Source organism: Butyricicoccus sp. AF35-5AC, assembly GCF_003477715.1.
In the GTDB taxonomy this organism is placed as follows: Bacteria; Bacillota; Clostridia; order Oscillospirales; family Butyricicoccaceae; genus Agathobaculum; species Agathobaculum butyriciproducens.
Genome location: NZ_QUDX01000001.1, coordinates 135,131 through 153,353, shown reverse-complemented (window position 1 = coordinate 153,353; position 18,223 = coordinate 135,131). Strand labels below are relative to the sequence as shown.

Here is an 18,223-nt window from a genome sequence, read left to right as displayed (position 1 = left end):
AATACAGAATTATACTCGTAATTCGTGTCATTCGCAAGCAAAATTGTGAAAATCATCACATTCCAACTCGCTTTTAGAGGATTTTTGCGTTTTTCGCCAAAAAGTTGCGAAATATTAAACAACATTCACAATTTTTGCATCAATCCCGCGGCGTTCCATAATACGCTACAGCCATCGCCAGCGGACCAGTATTTGTCAGAACCGAGGGACCGATCACTACGCGTTCCACATCGCGGAATCCAATTTCGGTACGCAGACGCTTTTCCATTTCATCCAGACGCTCGGCAGGTACGTCGCCGTAGAGCAGGATAGCCGTCTGCTTATCCGGCTGCACCACACGGGCGGAGACTTTTTTGCTCATTCCGGCAACGAGTGCCTTCTCACCGCGCACCTTGTCACACACCTTTACCGCACCGTCATACACATGGCTGATGGGCTTGAGACCGAGCGCCTCACCCACGAAAGCCGCGCCGCCCGAAATACGGCCGGACTTCTTGAGGAACTTGAGGCTGTACACGCCGAGGTAAGCTTCCACGCGGTTAAGACGGCTCTTTACCACGCTGACGATCGCGTCGAAGCTCTCGCCCTGCTCGCGCATTTCGGCAGCCTTGACAACAATGTGTCCGTAAATATAGGTGTATGTCTTGGAGTCGATGACCTCGATGGTCATTTTGCCCTCGCCCTGCTCCTCCTCAAACATGGATTTTGCAAGGCAGGCCGCCTGATAGGTACCCGAGCCGCCGCCATTGATGAGCACTGCCAGCAGATGCGTGCAGCCGCGCTCAAATGCACGGTTGTAGGACTCGAGGAATACGGTCGGCGTAGTCATGGCCGTGCCGGGAATCTCGCTGCTGGTCTCGAGCAGCCTGCAGTACTCTTCGGACGTAATGTCATAGTATTCGCGGAAGCTGCGTCCCTCATGCGTCAGCATGATCGGAACGATCTCGATTCCGTGGGCTTCCACCAGCTCGTGTGGGATATCCGACGAGGAATCGGTCAAAATATGAATCTTTTCCATGCTTTACTCCTTTATGCCTGCGGAAACGGTCCCGCAAGTCTCAGATTTTCAAAGCCGGTCTGCCGCAGTGCCTCAAACACAATAACAGCGACCGAGTTAGACAGATTAAGGCTGCGCGCGCCCTCTCTCATGGGAATGCGAACGCAGCGTTCCGGGTGCTCGATGAGCAGCGCTTCCGGCAGACCGCGGGTCTCTTTGCCGAACATCAGGTAGTCGCCGTCGCGGTATTCCACCTCATGATAGGCGTGCGGCGCCTTTGTTGTCGCATAGAAGTAGCGGCCGTCCGGATTTTTCTCAAAAAATTCATCCAGATTTTTATACATACGCACATCGAGCAGGTGCCAGTAATCCAGACCGGCCCGCTTCATGCGCTTATCGTCGATAGCAAAGCCGAGCGGCTCGACCAGATGCAGCACACAGCCTGTCGCCGCACAGGTGCGGGCAATGTTGCCGGTGTTCTGCGGGATCTCCGGCTCGACCAAAACAATGTTGAGCATACTTTCGCCTCATTTACGAACTAAACTTCTTCTATTTTATGCGATAACACCGTATTTTTCAAGGTATATTCCCATTTTTTCGCAAAAAAGTTTCCTCTGAACACAAGATTCAGAGGAAATTTTCATGCACTATGCTAATTTTCTGATGATTTTGGATGAACGGCACATATCTTCAATTACTCAATATCCGCATAGACGCCATAGATATAGCCTTCCGCTGCGGCCTGCTCATCGGTCAGCACTTCGCCGGTAAGGCTCGGACCGGACGTATCGTCCTTGTATTCCACGCCCAGCTTGCCGGTGTGCAGCGTCATCGAGCGGGTCTGCTCCGAGCCGTCAGTAAAGGTGATGGTAACGGTCAGCTTTGCGCCCTCAAAGCCGTCCACGGCCGCGTGCCACGAATCCTGCAGATCATCGTCCGTGGTTTCCGGCATGCTCGACAGCCACAGACCGTAGCTGGCGTCCGGGTCGTACGCGTCGGTGAAGCCGTTGTCCAGCTTCCAGCACAGGTCGGCGTACATATGCATCTCGTCACTGCCCCAGACCATGATCCGGTCTGCGCCGTCGAGTTCGGGGTTTGTGCCCTGATGCATCGAGCGCACCCACTCGTCGCGGTCGGCCGATGTATCCTTGACGGTTTTCGTGCGGTAGACTGCGCCCTTGTCAATGGTTGCGGATACGGTCTTGATATCCTCACCGGTGACTTTGAACAGACAGCCGGAGTAGAAACCCTTTTCCGGATCGTCTGCGCCGCTGCCGGTATCGAACACGATTTTGCTGTCCTTCGGCTGACGCAGCTCGCCGGTATCGGCAGCATAGGCTGCAAAGCCGAATGTGTGACTGATGGCATCCGCTACGACTGCACTGCCGGTCTGCGCGGTGCCATTATGCGTGCGATAAACCGCCGTACCGCCCAGCACAATACCGAACGCGCAGGCTGCCGCCAGAAGGCGCTTTGCCATTCCCCACGGATGGCGCGGCACCGCATGCAGCGGTTCGTTCGTCAGCTTACGCGCTTCACGAGCTGCTGCCAGCGTGCGCTCCTTGAGCTCCTGCGGAGCCTTGATGTCCTTCAGTTCGTTCCAGTTGTTCTTCATCGTAAGATCCCTCCAAATCCAGCTTTAATTGCTTTCTTGCGCGATGCAGCCGCGTGCGTACCGTTGCCGGACGGCAGCCGACCATTTCCGCGATCTCCTCTGTGCGGTAGCCCTCCACATAGTGCAGCCACACCGCGATTCGCTGATCGTCCGGCAGTGCGTGTACCGCCTGCCACAGCTCGCTGCTGCTTTCCGGTTCCGGAGCGGCAGCATCCGCGGCAGCTTCCATCGGTGCGGTGCGCTTAAACCACGCCGACCGGCGAAGATCGGCGCACCGGCTGAGCGTTACGCGCAGCAGCCATGCTTTCAGGTGTTCGGTGTCGCGGAAATCGGTGTCGTCCCGCAGCAGCCGGAGAAAGACTTCCTGATAGACGTCCTCTGCGTCCGCGCGGCTGTTCAGTCTGCACAAAGCTAAGCGATAGACCGCGTCGCCGCAGGTGACCATCGCCTGCTGCAGAAATGCGTCTGACCTGAGTGTTGTCTGCATTGCTCTCTCCTCCTTTCACCACCAACACGTTTTGCAGCGGCAAATCGTTCCCGCTGCCGCCGGATTTTTTGAGATTTCGGCCTATTTTCCCTTTGCTTTGTGTTTGCCTACAATTTACAGAGGTTATTCTTGTGATATATGCACAAAAACTTTCGCGTTTTCTCTGGAACATTAAACAAAAAATCTATTGCATTTTTATCTAAAACGACTATAATAATAATTGTTCTAAGGAACACAACAAATCGACAATAACCAACAACCACATTGGTTTTTATATTTCATTTGCTCTCTTTTTTTCTTTTTTCTTTCTTTACTCTTTACCTGCTCTTTGAGGGAAAATCGCCGTCTGATTCATCAGGCGGCTTTTTTCCGCCTTGCGGCAAAAAAGCTGCGGTTTAACCGCAGCTTTCAGTCTGTCGATAAAGTCAATCTATCGTTTTTACTTTTCGTGCGGCAGCATGCATAAAATAGAATTTGCACAGCAAATTCATAATTCCCGGGGGCGTGTACCTCGGGAATTATACAAGGGACGAAAAATTGTGCCCGTAGGGCGCGGCTTTTCGTCAAGATTCGATTGAAAGCGTGGTTTCAATCGAGAGGCTGCTCGAAAAACGGAGTTTTTCGACAGCCTCAAAGCTGCGGTTTAACCGCAGCTTTTTTAGTTTGTTCCGACAGTATGCGTTACAGCGCTGCCTGTGGTATCATACGGATACAGGGTATTCAGAGCCGCCGCAAGCGCCGGACTCTCCAGCGTATACCATCTGTCCTTGCCATGTAGTTCTGTTTTCAGCAGCAGCAATTCTTCCGAATCATTCCTGCACAGAAAGAGCATATAATCTGCTTCCGCGCTGTCTATTTGCACTGCAACGACGCACGGAATCCTGGTATTCGTGCCGTACGGTGTCCATCTGCCCGGAAAGCGCCGCTTGCCCTTACTGTCTGCAAGCAGCTGCACGATCGTCTCCCGATTTTCCGCAGAAAGTGTAATTTCTTCGGACGGGAACGCATAGTTATAAATCGTTTTGCTCGTCACCGGCGTATAGCTGTACGCCTTCCACGAAAACGAATCATCGACTGCACAGCCGATCTTCCGTGGTGCAAAGAATATGCCATAGATCCCAACCGCACAAAGCAGAAGGAGCAGCGCCGCTGTCACTGCACATTTGACCGATTTCTTCATATTGTCTTCCTCCCGATTCTCTATCCTTATTCTTGTACCTTGATGATACCGAACGATCCCTTGATTGTCAACCAAATTGTTCCCTGAGATACAGAAAGGCGGTACCGCTATGCAGCGATACCGCCTTTTCTTATTTCTCTTTGAAAAATTCTCTGGTCTGCTGCACATTTTCCTCGATGGCGGTCTTGAGCGCCTCCACCGATTCAAACTGCATTTCCGGACGCAGGAACTTATGCAGCTCCACATGGATCATCTTGCCGTACAGATCGCCCGCAAAGTCAAGCAGATGCGGCTCGATGGTCGGTGCACCGCCGTCTAAAAATGTCGGCTTTACACCGATATTGGTCGCTGCGATATAGCTCTGTCCGTCCACCAGAACGCGGGTTGCGTACACACCGTACGGCGGCAGCGCCATTTCGGTCGGCAGACGCAGATTGACCGTCGGCACCTGCAGCACGCTTGTGCCGACACGCCGTCCGTGCTCCACAATACCGGAAACCGTATACGGATGACCGAGAAACTTAGCCGCACCTTCCATATCGCCCTGCGAAATCAGCTGACGAATATAGGTGGAGGACACCACAATGCCGCCAATCTTGACATCCTCAATGCAGTCATAGCCGATGCCGGCCTTTTCACACTCAATAGCCATGCCTTCTGCGTTGCCCTGCCCCTTATAGCCGAAACGGTTATTGCGCCCCGAGATGATCCAGCCCGCGTTAAAGCGGCCGATGAGCAGCTTGTGGATAAAGTCGCGCCAGTCCATGTGCTGCATTTCATGGTCAAAGTGGCCGAAAATAACCTCGTCCACACCGCCGAGCTTTTTGATCTCCTCGGTGCGATATGCATTTGCGGTCAGCAGCGGCACCTGACGGCCCATAACGACCGAATCCGGATGCACATCAAACGTAAAAACCGCACTCGTGCCGCCGATTTGCTTGGCACGCTCGACCGCACGCTGCATGAGCGCCCGATGGCCCAGATGCACACCGTCAAAGTAGCCGAGCGCGATGGCACGCGGCTTTGTAACTTCTATCATAAGGGAATCCCCCTGAAAAAATTGATAATTGAAAATTGAGAATTGAGAATGAATGTGGCGCTTCGCGCTTATTAAATCATCGCGCAAGGCGCGATACCTTCATTATCCATTTTCCATTTTCAATTCTCCATTTCTGCTTGTATGCAAAAACTTATCGGAAGTTTTTGTATACAAACAGACCTAAACCGCCCTTATCCAGCTCTCTCACCTGACCGAGCATAAGGAACCTGTCCTGATGGTACACACGGCAGATGGTATCTGCGGTCTCCGGCAGACTGTCGGTCTGGCGCGGAAACACAACTGCACCTCTCGCAATGCGCTCCGCGCCCTCGTCGGTGAGCGAAACAGCGAGTCTATCGGTAAACAGGCTGTCGGTCGGCAGCAGAAGCTGCTGCATGGTGCCCTCTGCCATTGCCTGCTCACACTCGGCAAAGGTATGGCACTGCGCCAGCTCATATGCGCCCGAACGGGTGCGCTCCAGACTGTGCAGCACGGCCAGCGTGCCCAGCTTTTCGCCAAGGTCATTGACCAGTGTGCGGACATAGGTGCCCTTGCTGACCTTACACCGCAGCGTGCCCTTCTGGGCATTCTCGTCGAAGTCGAGCAGGTCCATTTCGTGCACAATGATATCGCGTGCCGGACGCTCGACTTCCCTGCCCTTGCGGGCCAGATCGTACAGCTTCTGGCCGTTCACCTTGACCGCCGAATACATGGGCGGTACCTGCTGCTGTGGGCCGACAAAGCGCCGTACCATCTGCTTTACTGCGTATTCCGCGGCGTAGCGTTCGCTGGTCTGGAGCATTTCGCCGGTGACATCCTGTGTATCTGTGCAGTAGCCGAGCGTAAACCCGGCAACGTATTCCTTATCCTGCGCTGCGGCAAAATCTGCCGCCTTGGTCGCACCGCCGACAAATACCGGCAGAACACCGGTCGCCATTGGGTCCAGTGTGCCGCCGTGACCGATCCTGCGCGTATGCAGAATGCCTCGCAGCTTGGCTACCACGTCATGTGAGGTAAAGCCCTGCGGCTTGTTCATCAGCAGGATGCCGTTCAGGTCACTTTGCTGCATGAAACTGCTCCTCTGCCGCCTTCAGCATAGCAGCCTTGGCTTCCGCCATGCCGCAGGTGAAGCTTGCACCTGCCGCACGGACATGACCGCCGCCGCCGACCTTCTTGCAGATAGCAGCCGCGTCCATCTCCTTGGTGGTGCGGACGGAAACGCGAACCGTACCGTCCGGCTTCTCGGTCAGCGTGATGCCGATCTGTACGCCCTCAATCTGGCGCGTGAGCGATGCAATCGAGTCCAGATCGTCCATATCCGCGCCTGCATGGTCGATATCCCTGCGCCAGAGCACGGCAACCGCGATCGCGCCGTTCTCATGGAACTCCATCGTATCAAATACAATGCGCTCCATCTCAAACCGCGGACGCGATTTGGTCTCAAACAGCACGCGGTTGATCTCACCGCCGTCGATACCGGCAGTCAGGCAGGCCGCCGCTACCGCATGCGAATGCGCGGTCGTATTCGAGAACTTAAAGCAGCCCGTATCGGTCGAAACACCGATATAAATGCTCTCTGCAATGTCGGCCGTGAACTTAACACCGAGCGCCGTCAGCACATCGTACAGCACCTCGGCACAGCCGCCTGCATCCGGCCGGATGAGGTTTTTTTTGCCGAAGCCGTCGTTTGAGCCGTGATGGTCAATGACCAAATCGACCTTGCCCTTGTACGGCTCGGCCGTGTCCGGAAACAGCTTCTCCTCAGCGATATCGGTCGAAACCACATACGCCGGAACGAAATCCTCCGGCGGATAATACGGCACGATCAGCGGCGCATAACGCCTGGTGATCTCCGGATTTTCCAGAATATATGCGCGCTTGCCAATCTGCTGCAGACCGCGGCAGAGCGCACCGGCACAGCCTGCCGTGTCGCCGTCCGGTCTGCGGTGAGTCAGGATGAGAATGTCGTCCGCTGCCTGCAGCGCAGCAGCAGCGCCAGCAACGTCAACGATCATTCTGCGTCCTCCTCGCCCAGCTTGCCTTCATTTTTCAGCTCGTGCAGCACCTCGGAGATGTGTGCACCGTGGGTGATGGACTGATCCAGCTCAAATACCAGCTCCGGCGCGTAGCGCAGCTGTACCTTGTGGCCAACCTCGCGGCGCAGCCAGCCTGCCGCAGACTTCAGGCCCTTCATCACGTCCTTGGTCTGCTGCTCGCTGCCGAGTACGGAAATATAGCACTTCGCATAGCGCAGATCGTTGGTAACATCGCAGTGTACCACGGAAACCATAGCCTCCTGTACACGCGGGTCCTTGACAGAGCGCATCGCCTCTGCCAGAGCCTTCATCACTTCTTCGGAAATACGATCAATTCGAGTAGACATAACTTTCCTCCTTTGAGGATTGATTAAAATCTGCTTGTACAGAAAATGCGATACGCATTTTCACACGCACCGCAGTGCGTGATTCAATCCCCCATAAAAGTCCAGCTCCGCCGGACTTTTATACCACTGCTTCTGGACGCGTGTCCAGAACCGCCTTTGCCATGCAAAGGCGAGGGGGATATCCGCCAAAGTTTCCTCGGGAACTTTGGCGGTATCTAAGGGGGACAGCGTCCCCCTTAGAAGAAGCGCTTTACCGCTTCACTTCTTCCATAACAAAGCACTCAATGATATCGCCTTCCTTGATATCATTGTAGTTCTCGATGCTCATGCCGCACTCATAAGAGGTTGCAACTTCCTTCACATCGTCCTTGAAGCGCTTGAGGGTATTCAGGTGGCCCTCGTGGAATACGATGCCGTCACGGACTACGCGAACCTCAGCGTTACGCTGAATCTTGCCGTCCTGTACATAGCAGCCTGCAACCGCGCCTGCGCCGGTGATCTTGAACACCTGACGAACCTCTGCGTGGCCGAGAACAACTTCCTTGAACTTCGGCTCGAGCATGCCCTTCATGGCCTGCTCCATCTCCTCGATGGCATCATAAATAACGCGGTACATACGCATATCAACGCCCTGCTGTGCAGCGGAGTCGGTAGCGGTGCGGTCCGGACGAACGTTAAAGCCAACAATGATCGCGCCGGAAGCAGCAGCCAGCATAACGTCGGACTCGTTGATGGCACCAACGGCACCGTGGATAACGCGCACGCGAACCTCTTCGTTGGTCAGCTTCTCGAGAGAGGAACGAACCGCCTCGACAGAGCCCTGAACGTCTGCCTTGACGATGATATTCAGCTCCTTCATCTCGCCCTGCTGGATGGAATCGAACAGGTTATCGAGCGTTACCTTGTGGAACAGCTTGTTGCGCTCTTCCTTCTCCTTGTCCTTGCGCTGCTCAACCAGCTCACGAGCCATCTTCTCGTCGTCTACGGCATCAAAGATGTCGCCTGCACCCGGAACCTCAGCCAGACCGATAATCTCGACCGGAACAGACGGGCCTGCGGACTCAATCTTCTTGCCGTCGTCGTTGGTCATTGCGCGAACGCGGCCGACAGAGGTACCCGCGATAACAGTATCGCCTGCATGCAGGGTGCCGTTCTGTACCAGAAGGGTTGCAACCGGACCGCGGCCCTTATCCAGCTTTGCCTCGATGACGGTACCGTGCGCCTTGCGGTTCGGGTTTGCCTTGAGATCAGCCATTTCAGCGGTCAGCAGTACCATTTCGAGCAGGTTGTCAATGCCCTGACCGAACTTTGCGGAGATGTTGCAGACGATGGTCTGACCGCCCCACTCCTCCGGTACCAGTTCGTACTCGGTGAGCTGCTGCAGAACACGATCCGGGTTTGCACCCTGCTTGTCGATCTTGTTTACGGCAACGATGATCGGCACGTTTGCTGCCTTGGCGTGGTTGATCGCCTCGATGGTCTGCGGCATAACGCCGTCATCGGCTGCTACGACCAGAATAGCGATATCGGTTACCTGAGCACCGCGTGCACGCATGGAGGTAAACGCAGCGTGACCCGGGGTATCGAGGAAGGTGATCGGCTTGCCGTCAACCTCAACGCGGTATGCGCCGATATGCTGGGTAATGCCGCCGGCCTCGCCCTCGATGACCTTGGTCTTGCGGATCGCGTCGAGCAGAGAGGTCTTGCCGTGGTCAACGTGACCCATAACAACAACGACCGGATCGCGCGGCTGCAGCTCCTCTTCCTTGTCCTCGTGCTCGTCGAACAGCTGCTCCTCGATGGTAACGTGTACTTCCTTCTCCACCTTGCAGCCCATTTCCTCTGCAACGATGGCTGCGGTATCGTAGTCGATCACCTCGGAGATGGACGCCATAACGCCCAGCTTGATGAGGCCCTTGATAACATCCGCTGCGGTGCGCTTCATACGGGAAGCCAGTTCACCGACGGAAATCTCCTCCGGAATCATTACCTTAACCGGAATCTTCTTAAGTGCTGCCATCTGCTGCTGACGCTGCAGGCGGCGCATCTTCTCCTGCTCCTCCTGACGGCGCTTGTTGCCGAACGGCTTGGAGCGCTGGTCGGACTTCTTGGTCAGCTTCTGCTTCTTGCTGCCCTTGGACTCCATTCGCTCGGCCTTTGCGTCAACCAGCTTATCTACATGATCATCATATTTTGCAAGGTTTACGTCGCCGGTGCCGCGGGTATCAATGCGGTGAACCTGCTTTACCTTGCTCTGTGTCGGCTGCTGCTGCACGATAGGCTCCTCTCTCTTGGACTCGGTCTGCTGTTTGGTTTCCGCCTTGGACTGCTCCGGCTTCTTGCGGGATGCGCCCTGTGCGTTCAGCGTACCTTCCATGTCTCTTACTTGATTATGCTGGGTGAGATACTCGAAAATGACCGACAGGTCGGTATCGTCAAGCACCTGCATGTGATTCTTCGGTGCAGAGCGATACTTCGTCAGGATTTCGGTGATCTCCTTGGTGGATACGCCGAAGTCCTTTGCAACCTCGTGTACCCGATATTTATTGTCTAATGCCATGGGCAATAACCTCCTTACACACTTCGTTCAAAACCACGGTTTTGAACGAGAGAGGACGTACCGAACAATGTTCGGATACGTCCAAAGCTGCAAAAAGTTCCTCCTGTGTCGAAACTTTTCTCCGCTCTGGTATCAAATGCACGGGCAAAGCTCGCACATTTGATGCAAAGCTATGCTTTGCTATTGGAATGCGCGCTGCGGCGCGGGAAATTACGTTTTATTGCGGAAGCTGCGCTTGCCGCTGTTGAAGCTCGGCTTGCCGGCACCGCTTTTACGGTACGGGCGGCGTTCGCCGTCCTTGCGGAACGGACGCTTCTCACCATCGTTCTTACAATACGGACGGTATTCGCCGTCCTTGCGGAACGGGCGCTTCTCGCCATCGTTCTTACGATACGGACGATATTCGCCGTCCTTGCGGAACGGGCGCTCCTCGCCGTCATTCTTGCGATACGGACGGTCGCCGTCCTTGCGGAACGGGCGCTTCTCACCGTCGTTCTTACGATACGGACGGTATTCGCCGTCCTTACGGAACGGGCGATCGCCGGCCGGCTTACGGTAGGTGCGCTTGGGCTTCTCCTCTGCCGATTTTTCGGTCTTGACCGGCGCTTCCTCGGTCTTTTCCGCCTTATCCTTATGCTTTTTGACGCCCCTGCGGGACTGGATCTTTGCGTTTTTTTCGCTAAGCTGCTGCGCCACTTCGGTGTATGCAGGATCCTGCTCCGCCAGCTTGTTTACAGCTGCCGCCGCCATACCGATGTCCGCTACCGCGCACATCGCGCAGCCTGCCTTGCCGATCGCGCTGCCGAGTTCCAGCTTGCCGTGCGGCAGCGTCACGCACGGAACATTGGCCTTATCGGCGTAAAATGCGGCCTTTTTCGCTGCATTTGCGCCTGCGTCGCCCGCGATGAACACACAGCGGGTCTTGTGGTCGAAGCACGCTTCACGCACCAGCTCGTCACCGTAGGCCAGCTTGCCGGCACGGCGTGCCAGACCGAGCATTCTCAGAACCGGATCAGTTGCCATTTGCACCCTCCTGTTCCATCTGCTGCTCAAGCTGATCGTAAACCGACTCGGGCACCTCTACACTGAGCGCACGCTCGATCGCACGGCTCTTGCGGGCCTTTTTCAGACATTCCGGCTTGCCGCACAGGTATGCGCCGCGGCCGGGTGCCTTGCCCTTGAAATCCAGCGAAAGCTCACCTTCCGGCGAACGCACCACGCGGATCAGCTCCCGTTTCGGGAACATTTCACGGCAGCCGAGGCACTGCCGCATGGGAATCTTCTTCTGTACCATATTCTGCCGCACCTCCGCTTGCTTATTCGCCCTGAGACTCAGGAGCGATATCGATCTTGCAGCCGGTCAGCTTGGCAGCCAGACGCGCGTTCTGGCCTTCCTTGCCGATGGCGAGGGACAGCTGATCATCCGGAACGATGACGCGGCAGGACTTGTTGTCCGCCTGCATGGTGGCATTGATAACATCAGCCGGAGCGAGTGCCGCAGAAACGAACTGCGCCATATCCTCGTTCCACTTGATGATATCGATCTTCTCGCCGTTCAGCTCGCCGGTGATGTTGGCAACACGCGCACCGCGGGTACCAACGCATGCACCGATCGGATCGACGTTCTCATCGTGAGAAACAACAGCGATCTTGGTGCGATTGCCTGCCTCACGCGCGATGGACTTGACCTCGACGATACCGGAGTGGATCTCCGGCACCTCCAGCTCAAACAGACGCTTAACCAGACCCGGATGGGTGCGGGAAACAACGACCTGCGGGCCGCGGGTGCCGCGGCGAACCTCGATGAGGTAAACCTTCAGGCGCTGACCCTCGGTCAGAACCTCACCGCGCACCTGCTCGGAAGCGGCCAGAACAGCCTCGCTCTTCTCGCCGCCGGAAACAACATCCAGATAAGCAGTGCCGGAGCGCGGATCGATGCGGGCAACCACGCCGTTCAGGATCTCGTGCTCCTTGCTCTCGAACTCGGAGATAACCATGCCGCGCTCTGCCTCGCGGATGCCCTGGATGATAACCTGCTTTGCAGTCTGGGCAGCAATGCGGCCGAAGGACTTGGTCGGGATGTCGATATCAATGATATCGCCTACCATCGGGTTATTCTTGTACTCAGCAGCCTCCTCGAGAGTGATCTCCTCGTACGGCTCGTACAGGTCCTCCGCCTTGACAACCGTCTTGCGGACAAACATGTGAATGGTCTTCTTGTCGCGGTCCGGCTCAACGTAAACATTGTCGGTCATGCCGTCGTTATCGCGCTTGTAGGCGGTGATCAGCGCCTGACCTACACGGTCGAGCATATAGTCTACCGGAATGCCTTTTTCCTTTTCCAGCTGTTCCAGCGCGTCAAAAAATTCTGCGTTAACCATTTTTTCCTATTCAGCTCCTTCTTATATCTCTACCGCCAGTCGAACTGCGGCAATGTCTTTGGGTTCGTATACGGTCTGCTCGCCGTTCACTTCCAGCGTTACGGCACCGTTGTCATAGCCGGCGAGTGTGCCCTCGATCTGCTTCATGCCGTTCATCGGCTTGTAAAAGCCTACTTCGACGGTCTGACCCATAAACGCCTGGAAATGCTCCGGACGCTTAAGGCGGCGCGACATACCGGCCGAGGAAACGCACAGCGTGTAGGACGGCATATCGTCAAATTCCTTTTCATCCAGCATGGGATCGAGTGCGCGCGAAACCTGCTCGCACTGGTCGATATTAACGCCTTCCGGACGATCCACGGTGACGGTCAGCATGTACTGTCCGCCCTCTTTTTCAAACTCCACATCCCACAGGGAAACACCAGCCTGTTCACACAAAGGCTTTACCAGTTCCTCTACGCGGGCTACGATCTGCTTTGCCTGCAAAGCCGTCCCTCCTTACTGAAAAATTTTCTCCGAGCAAAGCGTAAGGAGTGGCACTTGGCCACTCCTTACGGTTACTTATCATCTTACACTGATAGTATATCACGCATTGCCGTACATTGCAAGCGTTTTTGCAATAAAAATATCCGTTTTTACCGTGAAAATGCACAAATTTAGGCGTGTGAGCCGCAAATTTTGCGGATTAGCGGCTGCTGCCGTGTCTCAGCTCATGCAGGATGCACAGTCCCATGGCCAAGATGGGAAACAGGATGCGCAGACTGAGGAAACCCATTGGGTCACCGAAATCGATGTTTGCATCCATCAGCAGGCCGATGAACCAGCCTAATATAGTGAGTGCGGTTGCTTTTAGGTACATGATCTCTATCTCCTTTCATCAATAATCGCTTTAGAAACCTAAATCTCTCCACAGCGAATATTCTTCAAACACATCAGAAATCGCTGTTTGTGCTGCCGCATAGTCATCAACTACAACATGAAAATTATCAATGAACTTGTTAGCATTATAACTATTCTGATTACCAACAAATGTCTCGTATGACTGTGTAGCTGTAAGGCAAGACATAATAGCAGTATGATATTTGTTAATCGGCTCACTCAAAAGGTTAAAATTCGTATTACTGCCATCTTCCGAATTAAGATATATGAATGTATCATACATGTTATCAATACGTGTATCCAATTCTGCAACAGCATCTTTCATACTATTTGCAGCGTTTTCATTCGCCACACCTGTCAGTTCCATTAGTACAATACTATAATAATCAGAAAGAATACTACTCATTTCATGTGCAACTGCACATACTTCAGAGAAATCATCATAAATCGAAATCGTCTGCGTATTACGGTCGTAACCGATATCCGCGCCGAACGCATTGGACACCGCACGAATCGGCACATAGGTCGTGCCGTTGTAGATAAACGCCTCGACCGCTTTGCCGTTGGCGTCTGTCATGTCGATCGCTTCGTTGTTAAATTCCACATTGACGCCGGACGTGACGGCAATCGTCTTACGATAGGTGTTCGCCGCATAGGATGTGGTCAGAAACAGGGCAAACATCAGGATGATTGCGGGGATTCTCTTTTTCATATTGTGACCTCCCTTTATTTATTTGTTACAGTATACCAAACAATTCCTTATATTTCAATGCTATATTATCTAATCAGCACAAAAGCCGTCCGGCATTTCTGCCGAACGGCTTTGCTATTCCGTTTATATCTCAACCGACTGCACACCCGGAATGTCCTCCTGCAGCCGCAGGAAATCCACTTTATCAAAATGCCGCGGCATGGCGATAAACAGCACGATTTTTACCGAATTGCCTTCCTTCCGCTTGAGATTGATCTCGCGCACGGTGATTTTCCTCTGTGCCAGCCAGTCGTACAGACGCACAAGTTCGTCTTTGCCGTCTGTCAGACCGACCGCAAGCTCGGTCACCTGCATTTTTTCTCGCCGCTCGACACCGCGCAGCAGACCGCAGACAGCCGCACCAAACAGATTATTTGAATATTTTCCGGCATACGCAGGCCCCTCTCGAATAAAAACTATCGCTCAAACGACAGATACCGCGTCCCTTGGAAGGTCAGTCTGCCGGTATCACCCTCTGCAAGCATACCATATTCCGAGCCGGAAACATGGAACTCCATCCGGTCCCCGCTTTCCACCTGAAACGTGACATAATAGGTCGTGCTCGACGTTGTGTGGAAGCCGTGCGCTCCGCTCATGTCGCCTGCATTGGCATGCTGGTGATGTGATACATCTGTCCGCTTTGCAACGATCACCGCCGGTACGGTCAATCTGGGCGAATTGTTGTTCTTATGCCATGTGCTTATCCCCTGTATGATAGAAAAAATGATGATGCCAAATACGACAATAAACATGATGGGGACGATGAAGCTCAATATATCAAACATTACAAACATCTTCCGGCCCTCCTTCGGCGTTCCAATTTTCGATCGGACAATTTACGTTCTACCTACATAGTATCATAGGTATTCCAAAAAGGCAAAAAGAAAAAGGTTATCCAATAAGCACGCTACTGGATAACCTTTTTAGGATCATTTTTCTGTTTTGGAACAGATCGAGTCGTCAGAAGTTAAAATTTAACTTACTTAACCAGCTCGATGATCGCCATTTCAGCTGCGTCGCCACGACGCGGGCCGGTCTTGATGATGCGGGTGTAGCCACCGTTGCGGTTAGCGTACTCCGGAGCGATCTCAGAGAACAGCTTCGCAACAACAGCTTCCTTGGTTACGAAAGCCATAGCCTGACGGCGGGATGCCAGGGTGTTCTTCTTGCCCAGGGTGATCATCTTCTCAGTCAGCGGGCCTACTTCCTTGGCACGAGCGAGCGTGGTCTCAACCTTGCCGTTCTCCAGCAGGTAGGTTACCAGCGCACGCAGCATAGCCATACGGTGATCCGTAGCACGGCCGAGCTTGCGATTGTTAGCCATGTGAGTTTACCTCCAAATTAAAGTAAAGCGGCGGCGCGGTAATCGTACCGCCGCAACAGTTCAAGTAATTCCTCTTTGAAATAATCAAGTATTTTCGTTCACAGCAAGGAAGAAGCGCGTGCCGCGTACAAAGGTACGCAATCGTGCTTCTGACGAAGCTGCGGGCGGAAAGACGCAGATTATTCTTCGGACTTGGCGAGGTGGAGACCCATTGCCTCCAGCTTGCCGATAACCTCTTCCAGGGACTTGCGGCCCAGGTTACGAACCTTCATCATGTCCTCCTCGGAGGTGTTGATGAGGTCCTCAACCGTGTTGATGCCTGCGCGCTTGAGGCAGTTGAACGAACGCACGGAGAAGTCAAGCTCCTCAATGGTCATTTCAAGCACCTTATCGTGCTGCGCTTCAGCCTTTTCAACAACGGTGGACTTGGAGCCGATTTCCTCGGACAGGTCTACGAACAGATCGAGGTGGTCGCGCAGAACCTTCGCACCGAGCGAAACCGCGTCGCGTGCGTTGATGGTTGCATCGGTCCATACCTCGAGCGTCAGCTTGTCATAGTCGGTCAGGTCGCGTACACGGGTGTTTTCAACCGTGTAGTTTACCTTGTAAACCGGCGTGTAGATCGAATCCACCGGAATGACGCCGATGGAGGTCTGATGCTGCTTGTTCTTCTCAGCCGGAACATAGCCGCGGCCGGAAGTCATCGTAATCTCCATGGACAGACGCGCGTCGCTCATCAGGGTAGCGATGTGCAGATCCGGGTTGAGGATCTCAACCTCGCCGTCTGCATGAATATCGCCAGCCTTGACCTCGCCCTCGCCGGCGGCCTCGATGTAGACCGTCTTGGGACCATCACAATGCAGCTTGGCAATAATGCCCTTAACATTCAGCACGATTTCGGTAACGTCTTCCTTAACGCCCGGAATCGTAGAAAACTCATGCTGCACACCAGCGATCTTGATGCTGGACGCTGCCGTGCCAGGCAGAGACGACAGCAGGATGCGGCGCAGAGAGTTGCCCAGCGTGGTGCCGTAGCCGCGCTCAAGAGGCTCTACAACAAACTTGCCGTAGGAACCGTCCTCCGCGAGCTGTTCACAGTCAATACGCGGTTTTTCGATTTCGATCATGTGGTACCCTCCTTCACGTTGGTTGGAAACTTAAGATAGAACAGGCGAAGCAGACGCCGCGCCTGTTCCAAAAGCGAGGGTCTATTATTTCGAGTACAGCTCGACGATGAGGTGCTCGGCAACATCATAGTCGATGTCGTCACGTGCAGGCATCGCAACGATCTTGCCCTCGAAGGAATCGTTAGCCTTCTCGATCCACTTCGGGCAAGCCTTCTTGCCGTTCTCTTCCAGCAGAGACTTGAACTTGGTGGTAGAACGGGACTTCTCGGAAACTGCAACTACGTCGCCCGGCTTAACCTGGTAAGACGGAATGTTAACGCGCTTGCCGTTTACGGTGAAGTGTGCATGGTTAACCAGCTGACGAGCCTCACGGCGGGTGTTAGCAAAGCCCATGCGGAAAACTACGTTGTCCAGACGGCGCTCGAGCTCCTGCAGCAGGATCTCACCGGTGATGCCCTGCTTGCGCTCAGCCTTCTCGTAGTAAGCATGGAACTGCTTCTCGAGTACGCCGTAGATGAATTTTACCTTCTGCTTTTCGTTCAGCTGCATGCCGTACTCGGACTGCTTGCGGCGGCTCTGCTTGGGCTGACGCTTCGTGGACTTGGAGTAACCAAGTACCGCAGGGGAAAGACCAAGCGTCTTGCAGCGCTTGAGAACGGGCTGGGTATTCTTAGCCATTTATTGGTTCCTCCTCTATTAAACTCGACGACGCTTGGGCGGACGGCAGCCGTTGTGCGGGATCGGGGTTACGTCCTTGATCATGGTAACCTCGAGGCCAGCGGCCTGCAGTGCACGGATTGCAGCCTCACGGCCGGAACCCGGGCCCTTAACGTATACTTCAACAGTCTTCAGACCGTGCTCCATTGCAGCAGCAGCAGCGGTTTCAGCCGCAGTCTGAGCAGCGAACGGAGTGGACTTACGCGAACCGCGGAAGCCCATTTCGCCGGAGGAAGCCCAGGAAATAGCGTTACCGTTCAGGTCGGTAATGGTAACGATCGTGTTGTTGAAAGAGGAACGGATATGTGCCGCGCCCTTTTCAATGTTCTTGCGCTCACGACGACGAGTACGGGTCGCAGCGCCCTTCTTCTGTACCTTAGCCATTTATACGTTCCCCTCCTTACTTCTTCTTGTTCGCAATGGTCTTCTTCGGGCCCTTGCGGGTACGAGCATTGGTCTTGGTGCGCTGACCGCGAACCGGCAGGCCGCGGCGATGGCGCAGGCCGCGGTAGCAGCCAATCTCAACCAGACGCTTGATATTCAGGCCGATCTCACGGCGCAGGTCACCCTCGACGTTGTAGTCGCGCTCGATGACTTCACGCAGCTTAGCAGCCTCTTCTTCGGTCAGGTCCTTAACGCGGGTATCCGGATTGATACCGGTCTTAGCAAGGATCTCGTTGGACGTTTTGCGGCCAATGCCGAAAACGTAGGTCAGGCCGATCTCCACGCGCTTCTCGCGGGGAAGGTCAACACCGGCAATACGTGCCATACTATTATAACCTC

The 18,223-nt window shown here is 54.3% G+C and carries 23 protein-coding genes; all 23 read right to left on the bottom strand.

The window, feature by feature from the left end:
- Nucleotides 1-139: 139 nt before the first annotated feature.
- Nucleotides 140-1,018 (bottom strand): DegV family protein, encoded by an 879-nt coding sequence (locus tag DWZ82_RS00700; protein WP_118478070.1) that lies wholly within the window; start codon nt 1,016-1,018, stop codon nt 140-142.
- An 11-nt stretch (nt 1,019-1,029) separates the two neighbouring features.
- Nucleotides 1,030-1,515: a tRNA (uridine(34)/cytosine(34)/5-carboxymethylaminomethyluridine(34)-2'-O)-methyltransferase TrmL gene (trmL, locus tag DWZ82_RS00695; RefSeq protein ID WP_118284636.1), complete on the bottom strand. Its 486-nt coding sequence runs from the start codon at nt 1,513-1,515 to the stop codon at nt 1,030-1,032.
- A 176-nt stretch (nt 1,516-1,691) separates the two neighbouring features.
- Nucleotides 1,692-2,612, bottom strand: coding sequence for a hypothetical protein (locus tag DWZ82_RS00690; protein ID WP_118478068.1), 921 nt, complete (start codon nt 2,610-2,612; stop codon nt 1,692-1,694).
- Nucleotides 2,533-3,099, bottom strand: coding sequence for an RNA polymerase sigma factor (locus DWZ82_RS00685; RefSeq protein WP_118478066.1), 567 nt, complete (start codon nt 3,097-3,099; stop codon nt 2,533-2,535). The genes DWZ82_RS00690 and DWZ82_RS00685 overlap by 80 nt, the downstream gene beginning before the upstream one ends.
- Nucleotides 3,100-3,757: 658 nt before the next feature.
- Nucleotides 3,758-4,279 carry a hypothetical protein gene (locus DWZ82_RS00680; protein ID WP_118478064.1) on the bottom strand — a complete coding sequence of 174 codons (522 nt, stop codon included), beginning with the start codon at nt 4,277-4,279 and terminating at the stop codon, nt 3,758-3,760.
- Between the two features lie 130 nt (nt 4,280-4,409).
- Nucleotides 4,410-5,318 carry a riboflavin biosynthesis protein RibF gene (gene ribF / locus DWZ82_RS00675; RefSeq protein ID WP_118478062.1) on the bottom strand — a complete coding sequence of 303 codons (909 nt, stop codon included), beginning with the start codon at nt 5,316-5,318 and terminating at the stop codon, nt 4,410-4,412.
- A gap of 151 nt (nt 5,319-5,469) precedes the next feature.
- Nucleotides 5,470-6,387: a tRNA pseudouridine(55) synthase TruB gene (gene truB / locus DWZ82_RS00670; RefSeq protein ID WP_118478060.1), complete on the bottom strand. Its 918-nt coding sequence runs from the start codon at nt 6,385-6,387 to the stop codon at nt 5,470-5,472.
- Nucleotides 6,374-7,333, bottom strand: a complete 960-nt coding sequence (locus tag DWZ82_RS00665) for a DHH family phosphoesterase (protein ID WP_118478058.1) — start codon at nt 7,331-7,333, stop codon at nt 6,374-6,376. The genes truB and DWZ82_RS00665 overlap by 14 nt, the downstream gene beginning before the upstream one ends.
- A complete protein-coding gene (gene rbfA, locus DWZ82_RS00660) occupies nt 7,330-7,701 on the bottom strand; it encodes a 30S ribosome-binding factor RbfA (protein WP_110435377.1) in 372 nt (123 codons plus the stop codon). The genes DWZ82_RS00665 and rbfA overlap by 4 nt, the downstream gene beginning before the upstream one ends.
- A 250-nt stretch (nt 7,702-7,951) precedes the next feature.
- Nucleotides 7,952-10,261: a translation initiation factor IF-2 gene (gene infB, locus DWZ82_RS00655; protein WP_118478056.1), complete on the bottom strand. Its 2,310-nt coding sequence runs from the start codon at nt 10,259-10,261 to the stop codon at nt 7,952-7,954.
- 210 nt (nt 10,262-10,471) lie between these two features.
- A complete protein-coding gene (locus DWZ82_RS00650; protein ID WP_118478054.1) occupies nt 10,472-11,284 on the bottom strand; it encodes a ribosomal L7Ae/L30e/S12e/Gadd45 family protein in 813 nt (270 codons plus the stop codon).
- Entirely contained in the window at nt 11,274-11,555 is a 282-nt protein-coding gene (gene rnpM, locus DWZ82_RS00645) for an RNase P modulator RnpM (protein WP_117489855.1), read from the bottom strand. Before rnpM ends, DWZ82_RS00650 begins: the two co-directional genes overlap by 11 nt.
- A gap of 22 nt (nt 11,556-11,577) precedes the next feature.
- Nucleotides 11,578-12,642 carry a transcription termination factor NusA gene (nusA, locus tag DWZ82_RS00640; RefSeq protein WP_110435381.1) on the bottom strand — a complete coding sequence of 355 codons (1,065 nt, stop codon included), beginning with the start codon at nt 12,640-12,642 and terminating at the stop codon, nt 11,578-11,580.
- A 21-nt stretch (nt 12,643-12,663) separates the two neighbouring features.
- On the bottom strand, nt 12,664-13,128 hold the full coding sequence (gene rimP, locus DWZ82_RS00635) for a ribosome maturation factor RimP (RefSeq protein WP_192924391.1): 465 nt from the start codon (nt 13,126-13,128) through the stop codon (nt 12,664-12,666).
- A 199-nt stretch (nt 13,129-13,327) separates the two neighbouring features.
- On the bottom strand, nt 13,328-13,501 hold the full coding sequence (locus DWZ82_RS15035; protein ID WP_158575044.1) for a hypothetical protein: 174 nt from the start codon (nt 13,499-13,501) through the stop codon (nt 13,328-13,330).
- Nucleotides 13,502-13,531: 30 nt separating this feature from the next.
- Nucleotides 13,532-14,233 carry a copper amine oxidase N-terminal domain-containing protein gene (locus DWZ82_RS00630; protein ID WP_118478052.1) on the bottom strand — a complete coding sequence of 234 codons (702 nt, stop codon included), beginning with the start codon at nt 14,231-14,233 and terminating at the stop codon, nt 13,532-13,534.
- Nucleotides 14,234-14,356: 123 nt separating this feature from the next.
- Nucleotides 14,357-14,587, bottom strand: a complete 231-nt coding sequence (locus DWZ82_RS00625) for a hypothetical protein (protein ID WP_118478050.1) — start codon at nt 14,585-14,587, stop codon at nt 14,357-14,359.
- 101 nt (nt 14,588-14,688) lie between these two features.
- The gene (locus tag DWZ82_RS00620; protein ID WP_442861200.1) at nt 14,689-15,066 is read right to left on the bottom strand and encodes a DUF2500 domain-containing protein; all 378 of its coding nucleotides are present in this window, start codon (nt 15,064-15,066) and stop codon (nt 14,689-14,691) included.
- A 185-nt stretch (nt 15,067-15,251) separates the two neighbouring features.
- Nucleotides 15,252-15,596 carry a 50S ribosomal protein L17 gene (rplQ, locus tag DWZ82_RS00615; RefSeq protein ID WP_110435384.1) on the bottom strand — a complete coding sequence of 115 codons (345 nt, stop codon included), beginning with the start codon at nt 15,594-15,596 and terminating at the stop codon, nt 15,252-15,254.
- A 179-nt stretch (nt 15,597-15,775) separates the two neighbouring features.
- Nucleotides 15,776-16,723 carry a DNA-directed RNA polymerase subunit alpha gene (locus DWZ82_RS00610; RefSeq protein WP_110435385.1) on the bottom strand — a complete coding sequence of 316 codons (948 nt, stop codon included), beginning with the start codon at nt 16,721-16,723 and terminating at the stop codon, nt 15,776-15,778.
- 84 nt (nt 16,724-16,807) lie between these two features.
- Nucleotides 16,808-17,401: a 30S ribosomal protein S4 gene (rpsD, locus tag DWZ82_RS00605; RefSeq protein WP_110435386.1), complete on the bottom strand. Its 594-nt coding sequence runs from the start codon at nt 17,399-17,401 to the stop codon at nt 16,808-16,810.
- Between the two features lie 18 nt (nt 17,402-17,419).
- Complete coding sequence (rpsK, locus tag DWZ82_RS00600; RefSeq protein ID WP_031472201.1) at nt 17,420-17,824, bottom strand: 30S ribosomal protein S11; 405 nt, start codon at nt 17,822-17,824, stop codon at nt 17,420-17,422.
- A gap of 16 nt (nt 17,825-17,840) precedes the next feature.
- Nucleotides 17,841-18,209 (bottom strand): 30S ribosomal protein S13, encoded by a 369-nt coding sequence (rpsM, locus tag DWZ82_RS00595; protein ID WP_031472203.1) that lies wholly within the window; start codon nt 18,207-18,209, stop codon nt 17,841-17,843.
- Nucleotides 18,210-18,223: the final 14 nt, after the last annotated feature.

What these genes read in the sequence shown, in the direction of transcription:
- truB (WP_118478060.1), bottom strand. Translation starts at nt 6,387, where the DNA reads ATGCAGCAAAGTGACCTGAACGGCATCCTGCTGATGAACAAGCCGCAG.
- DWZ82_RS00680 (WP_118478064.1), bottom strand. Translation starts at nt 4,279, where the DNA reads ATGAAGAAATCGGTCAAATGTGCAGTGACAGCGGCGCTGCTCCTTCTG.
- DWZ82_RS00685 (WP_118478066.1), bottom strand. Translation starts at nt 3,099, where the DNA reads ATGCAGACAACACTCAGGTCAGACGCATTTCTGCAGCAGGCGATGGTC.
- trmL (WP_118284636.1), bottom strand. Translation starts at nt 1,515, where the DNA reads ATGCTCAACATTGTTTTGGTCGAGCCGGAGATCCCGCAGAACACCGGC.
- infB (WP_118478056.1), bottom strand. Translation starts at nt 10,261, where the DNA reads ATGGCATTAGACAATAAATATCGGGTACACGAGGTTGCAAAGGACTTC.
- DWZ82_RS00690 (WP_118478068.1), bottom strand. Translation starts at nt 2,612, where the DNA reads ATGAAGAACAACTGGAACGAACTGAAGGACATCAAGGCTCCGCAGGAG.
- DWZ82_RS00610 (WP_110435385.1), bottom strand. Translation starts at nt 16,723, where the DNA reads ATGATCGAAATCGAAAAACCGCGTATTGACTGTGAACAGCTCGCGGAG.
- DWZ82_RS00630 (WP_118478052.1), bottom strand. Translation starts at nt 14,233, where the DNA reads ATGAAAAAGAGAATCCCCGCAATCATCCTGATGTTTGCCCTGTTTCTG.
- ribF (WP_118478062.1), bottom strand. Translation starts at nt 5,318, where the DNA reads ATGATAGAAGTTACAAAGCCGCGTGCCATCGCGCTCGGCTACTTTGAC.
- DWZ82_RS00650 (WP_118478054.1), bottom strand. Translation starts at nt 11,284, where the DNA reads ATGGCAACTGATCCGGTTCTGAGAATGCTCGGTCTGGCACGCCGTGCC.
- DWZ82_RS00625 (WP_118478050.1), bottom strand. Translation starts at nt 14,587, where the DNA reads ATGCAGGTGACCGAGCTTGCGGTCGGTCTGACAGACGGCAAAGACGAA.
- DWZ82_RS00620 (WP_442861200.1), bottom strand. Translation starts at nt 15,066, where the DNA reads ATGTTTGTAATGTTTGATATATTGAGCTTCATCGTCCCCATCATGTTT.
- DWZ82_RS15035 (WP_158575044.1), bottom strand. Translation starts at nt 13,501, where the DNA reads ATGTACCTAAAAGCAACCGCACTCACTATATTAGGCTGGTTCATCGGC.
- rplQ (WP_110435384.1), bottom strand. Translation starts at nt 15,596, where the DNA reads ATGGCTAACAATCGCAAGCTCGGCCGTGCTACGGATCACCGTATGGCT.
- DWZ82_RS00665 (WP_118478058.1), bottom strand. Translation starts at nt 7,333, where the DNA reads ATGATCGTTGACGTTGCTGGCGCTGCTGCTGCGCTGCAGGCAGCGGAC.
- rnpM (WP_117489855.1), bottom strand. Translation starts at nt 11,555, where the DNA reads ATGGTACAGAAGAAGATTCCCATGCGGCAGTGCCTCGGCTGCCGTGAA.
- rbfA (WP_110435377.1), bottom strand. Translation starts at nt 7,701, where the DNA reads ATGTCTACTCGAATTGATCGTATTTCCGAAGAAGTGATGAAGGCTCTG.
- rpsD (WP_110435386.1), bottom strand. Translation starts at nt 17,401, where the DNA reads ATGGCTAAGAATACCCAGCCCGTTCTCAAGCGCTGCAAGACGCTTGGT.
- nusA (WP_110435381.1), bottom strand. Translation starts at nt 12,642, where the DNA reads ATGGTTAACGCAGAATTTTTTGACGCGCTGGAACAGCTGGAAAAGGAA.
- rpsK (WP_031472201.1), bottom strand. Translation starts at nt 17,824, where the DNA reads ATGGCTAAGGTACAGAAGAAGGGCGCTGCGACCCGTACTCGTCGTCGT.
- rpsM (WP_031472203.1), bottom strand. Translation starts at nt 18,209, where the DNA reads ATGGCACGTATTGCCGGTGTTGACCTTCCCCGCGAGAAGCGCGTGGAG.
- DWZ82_RS00700 (WP_118478070.1), bottom strand. Translation starts at nt 1,018, where the DNA reads ATGGAAAAGATTCATATTTTGACCGATTCCTCGTCGGATATCCCACAC.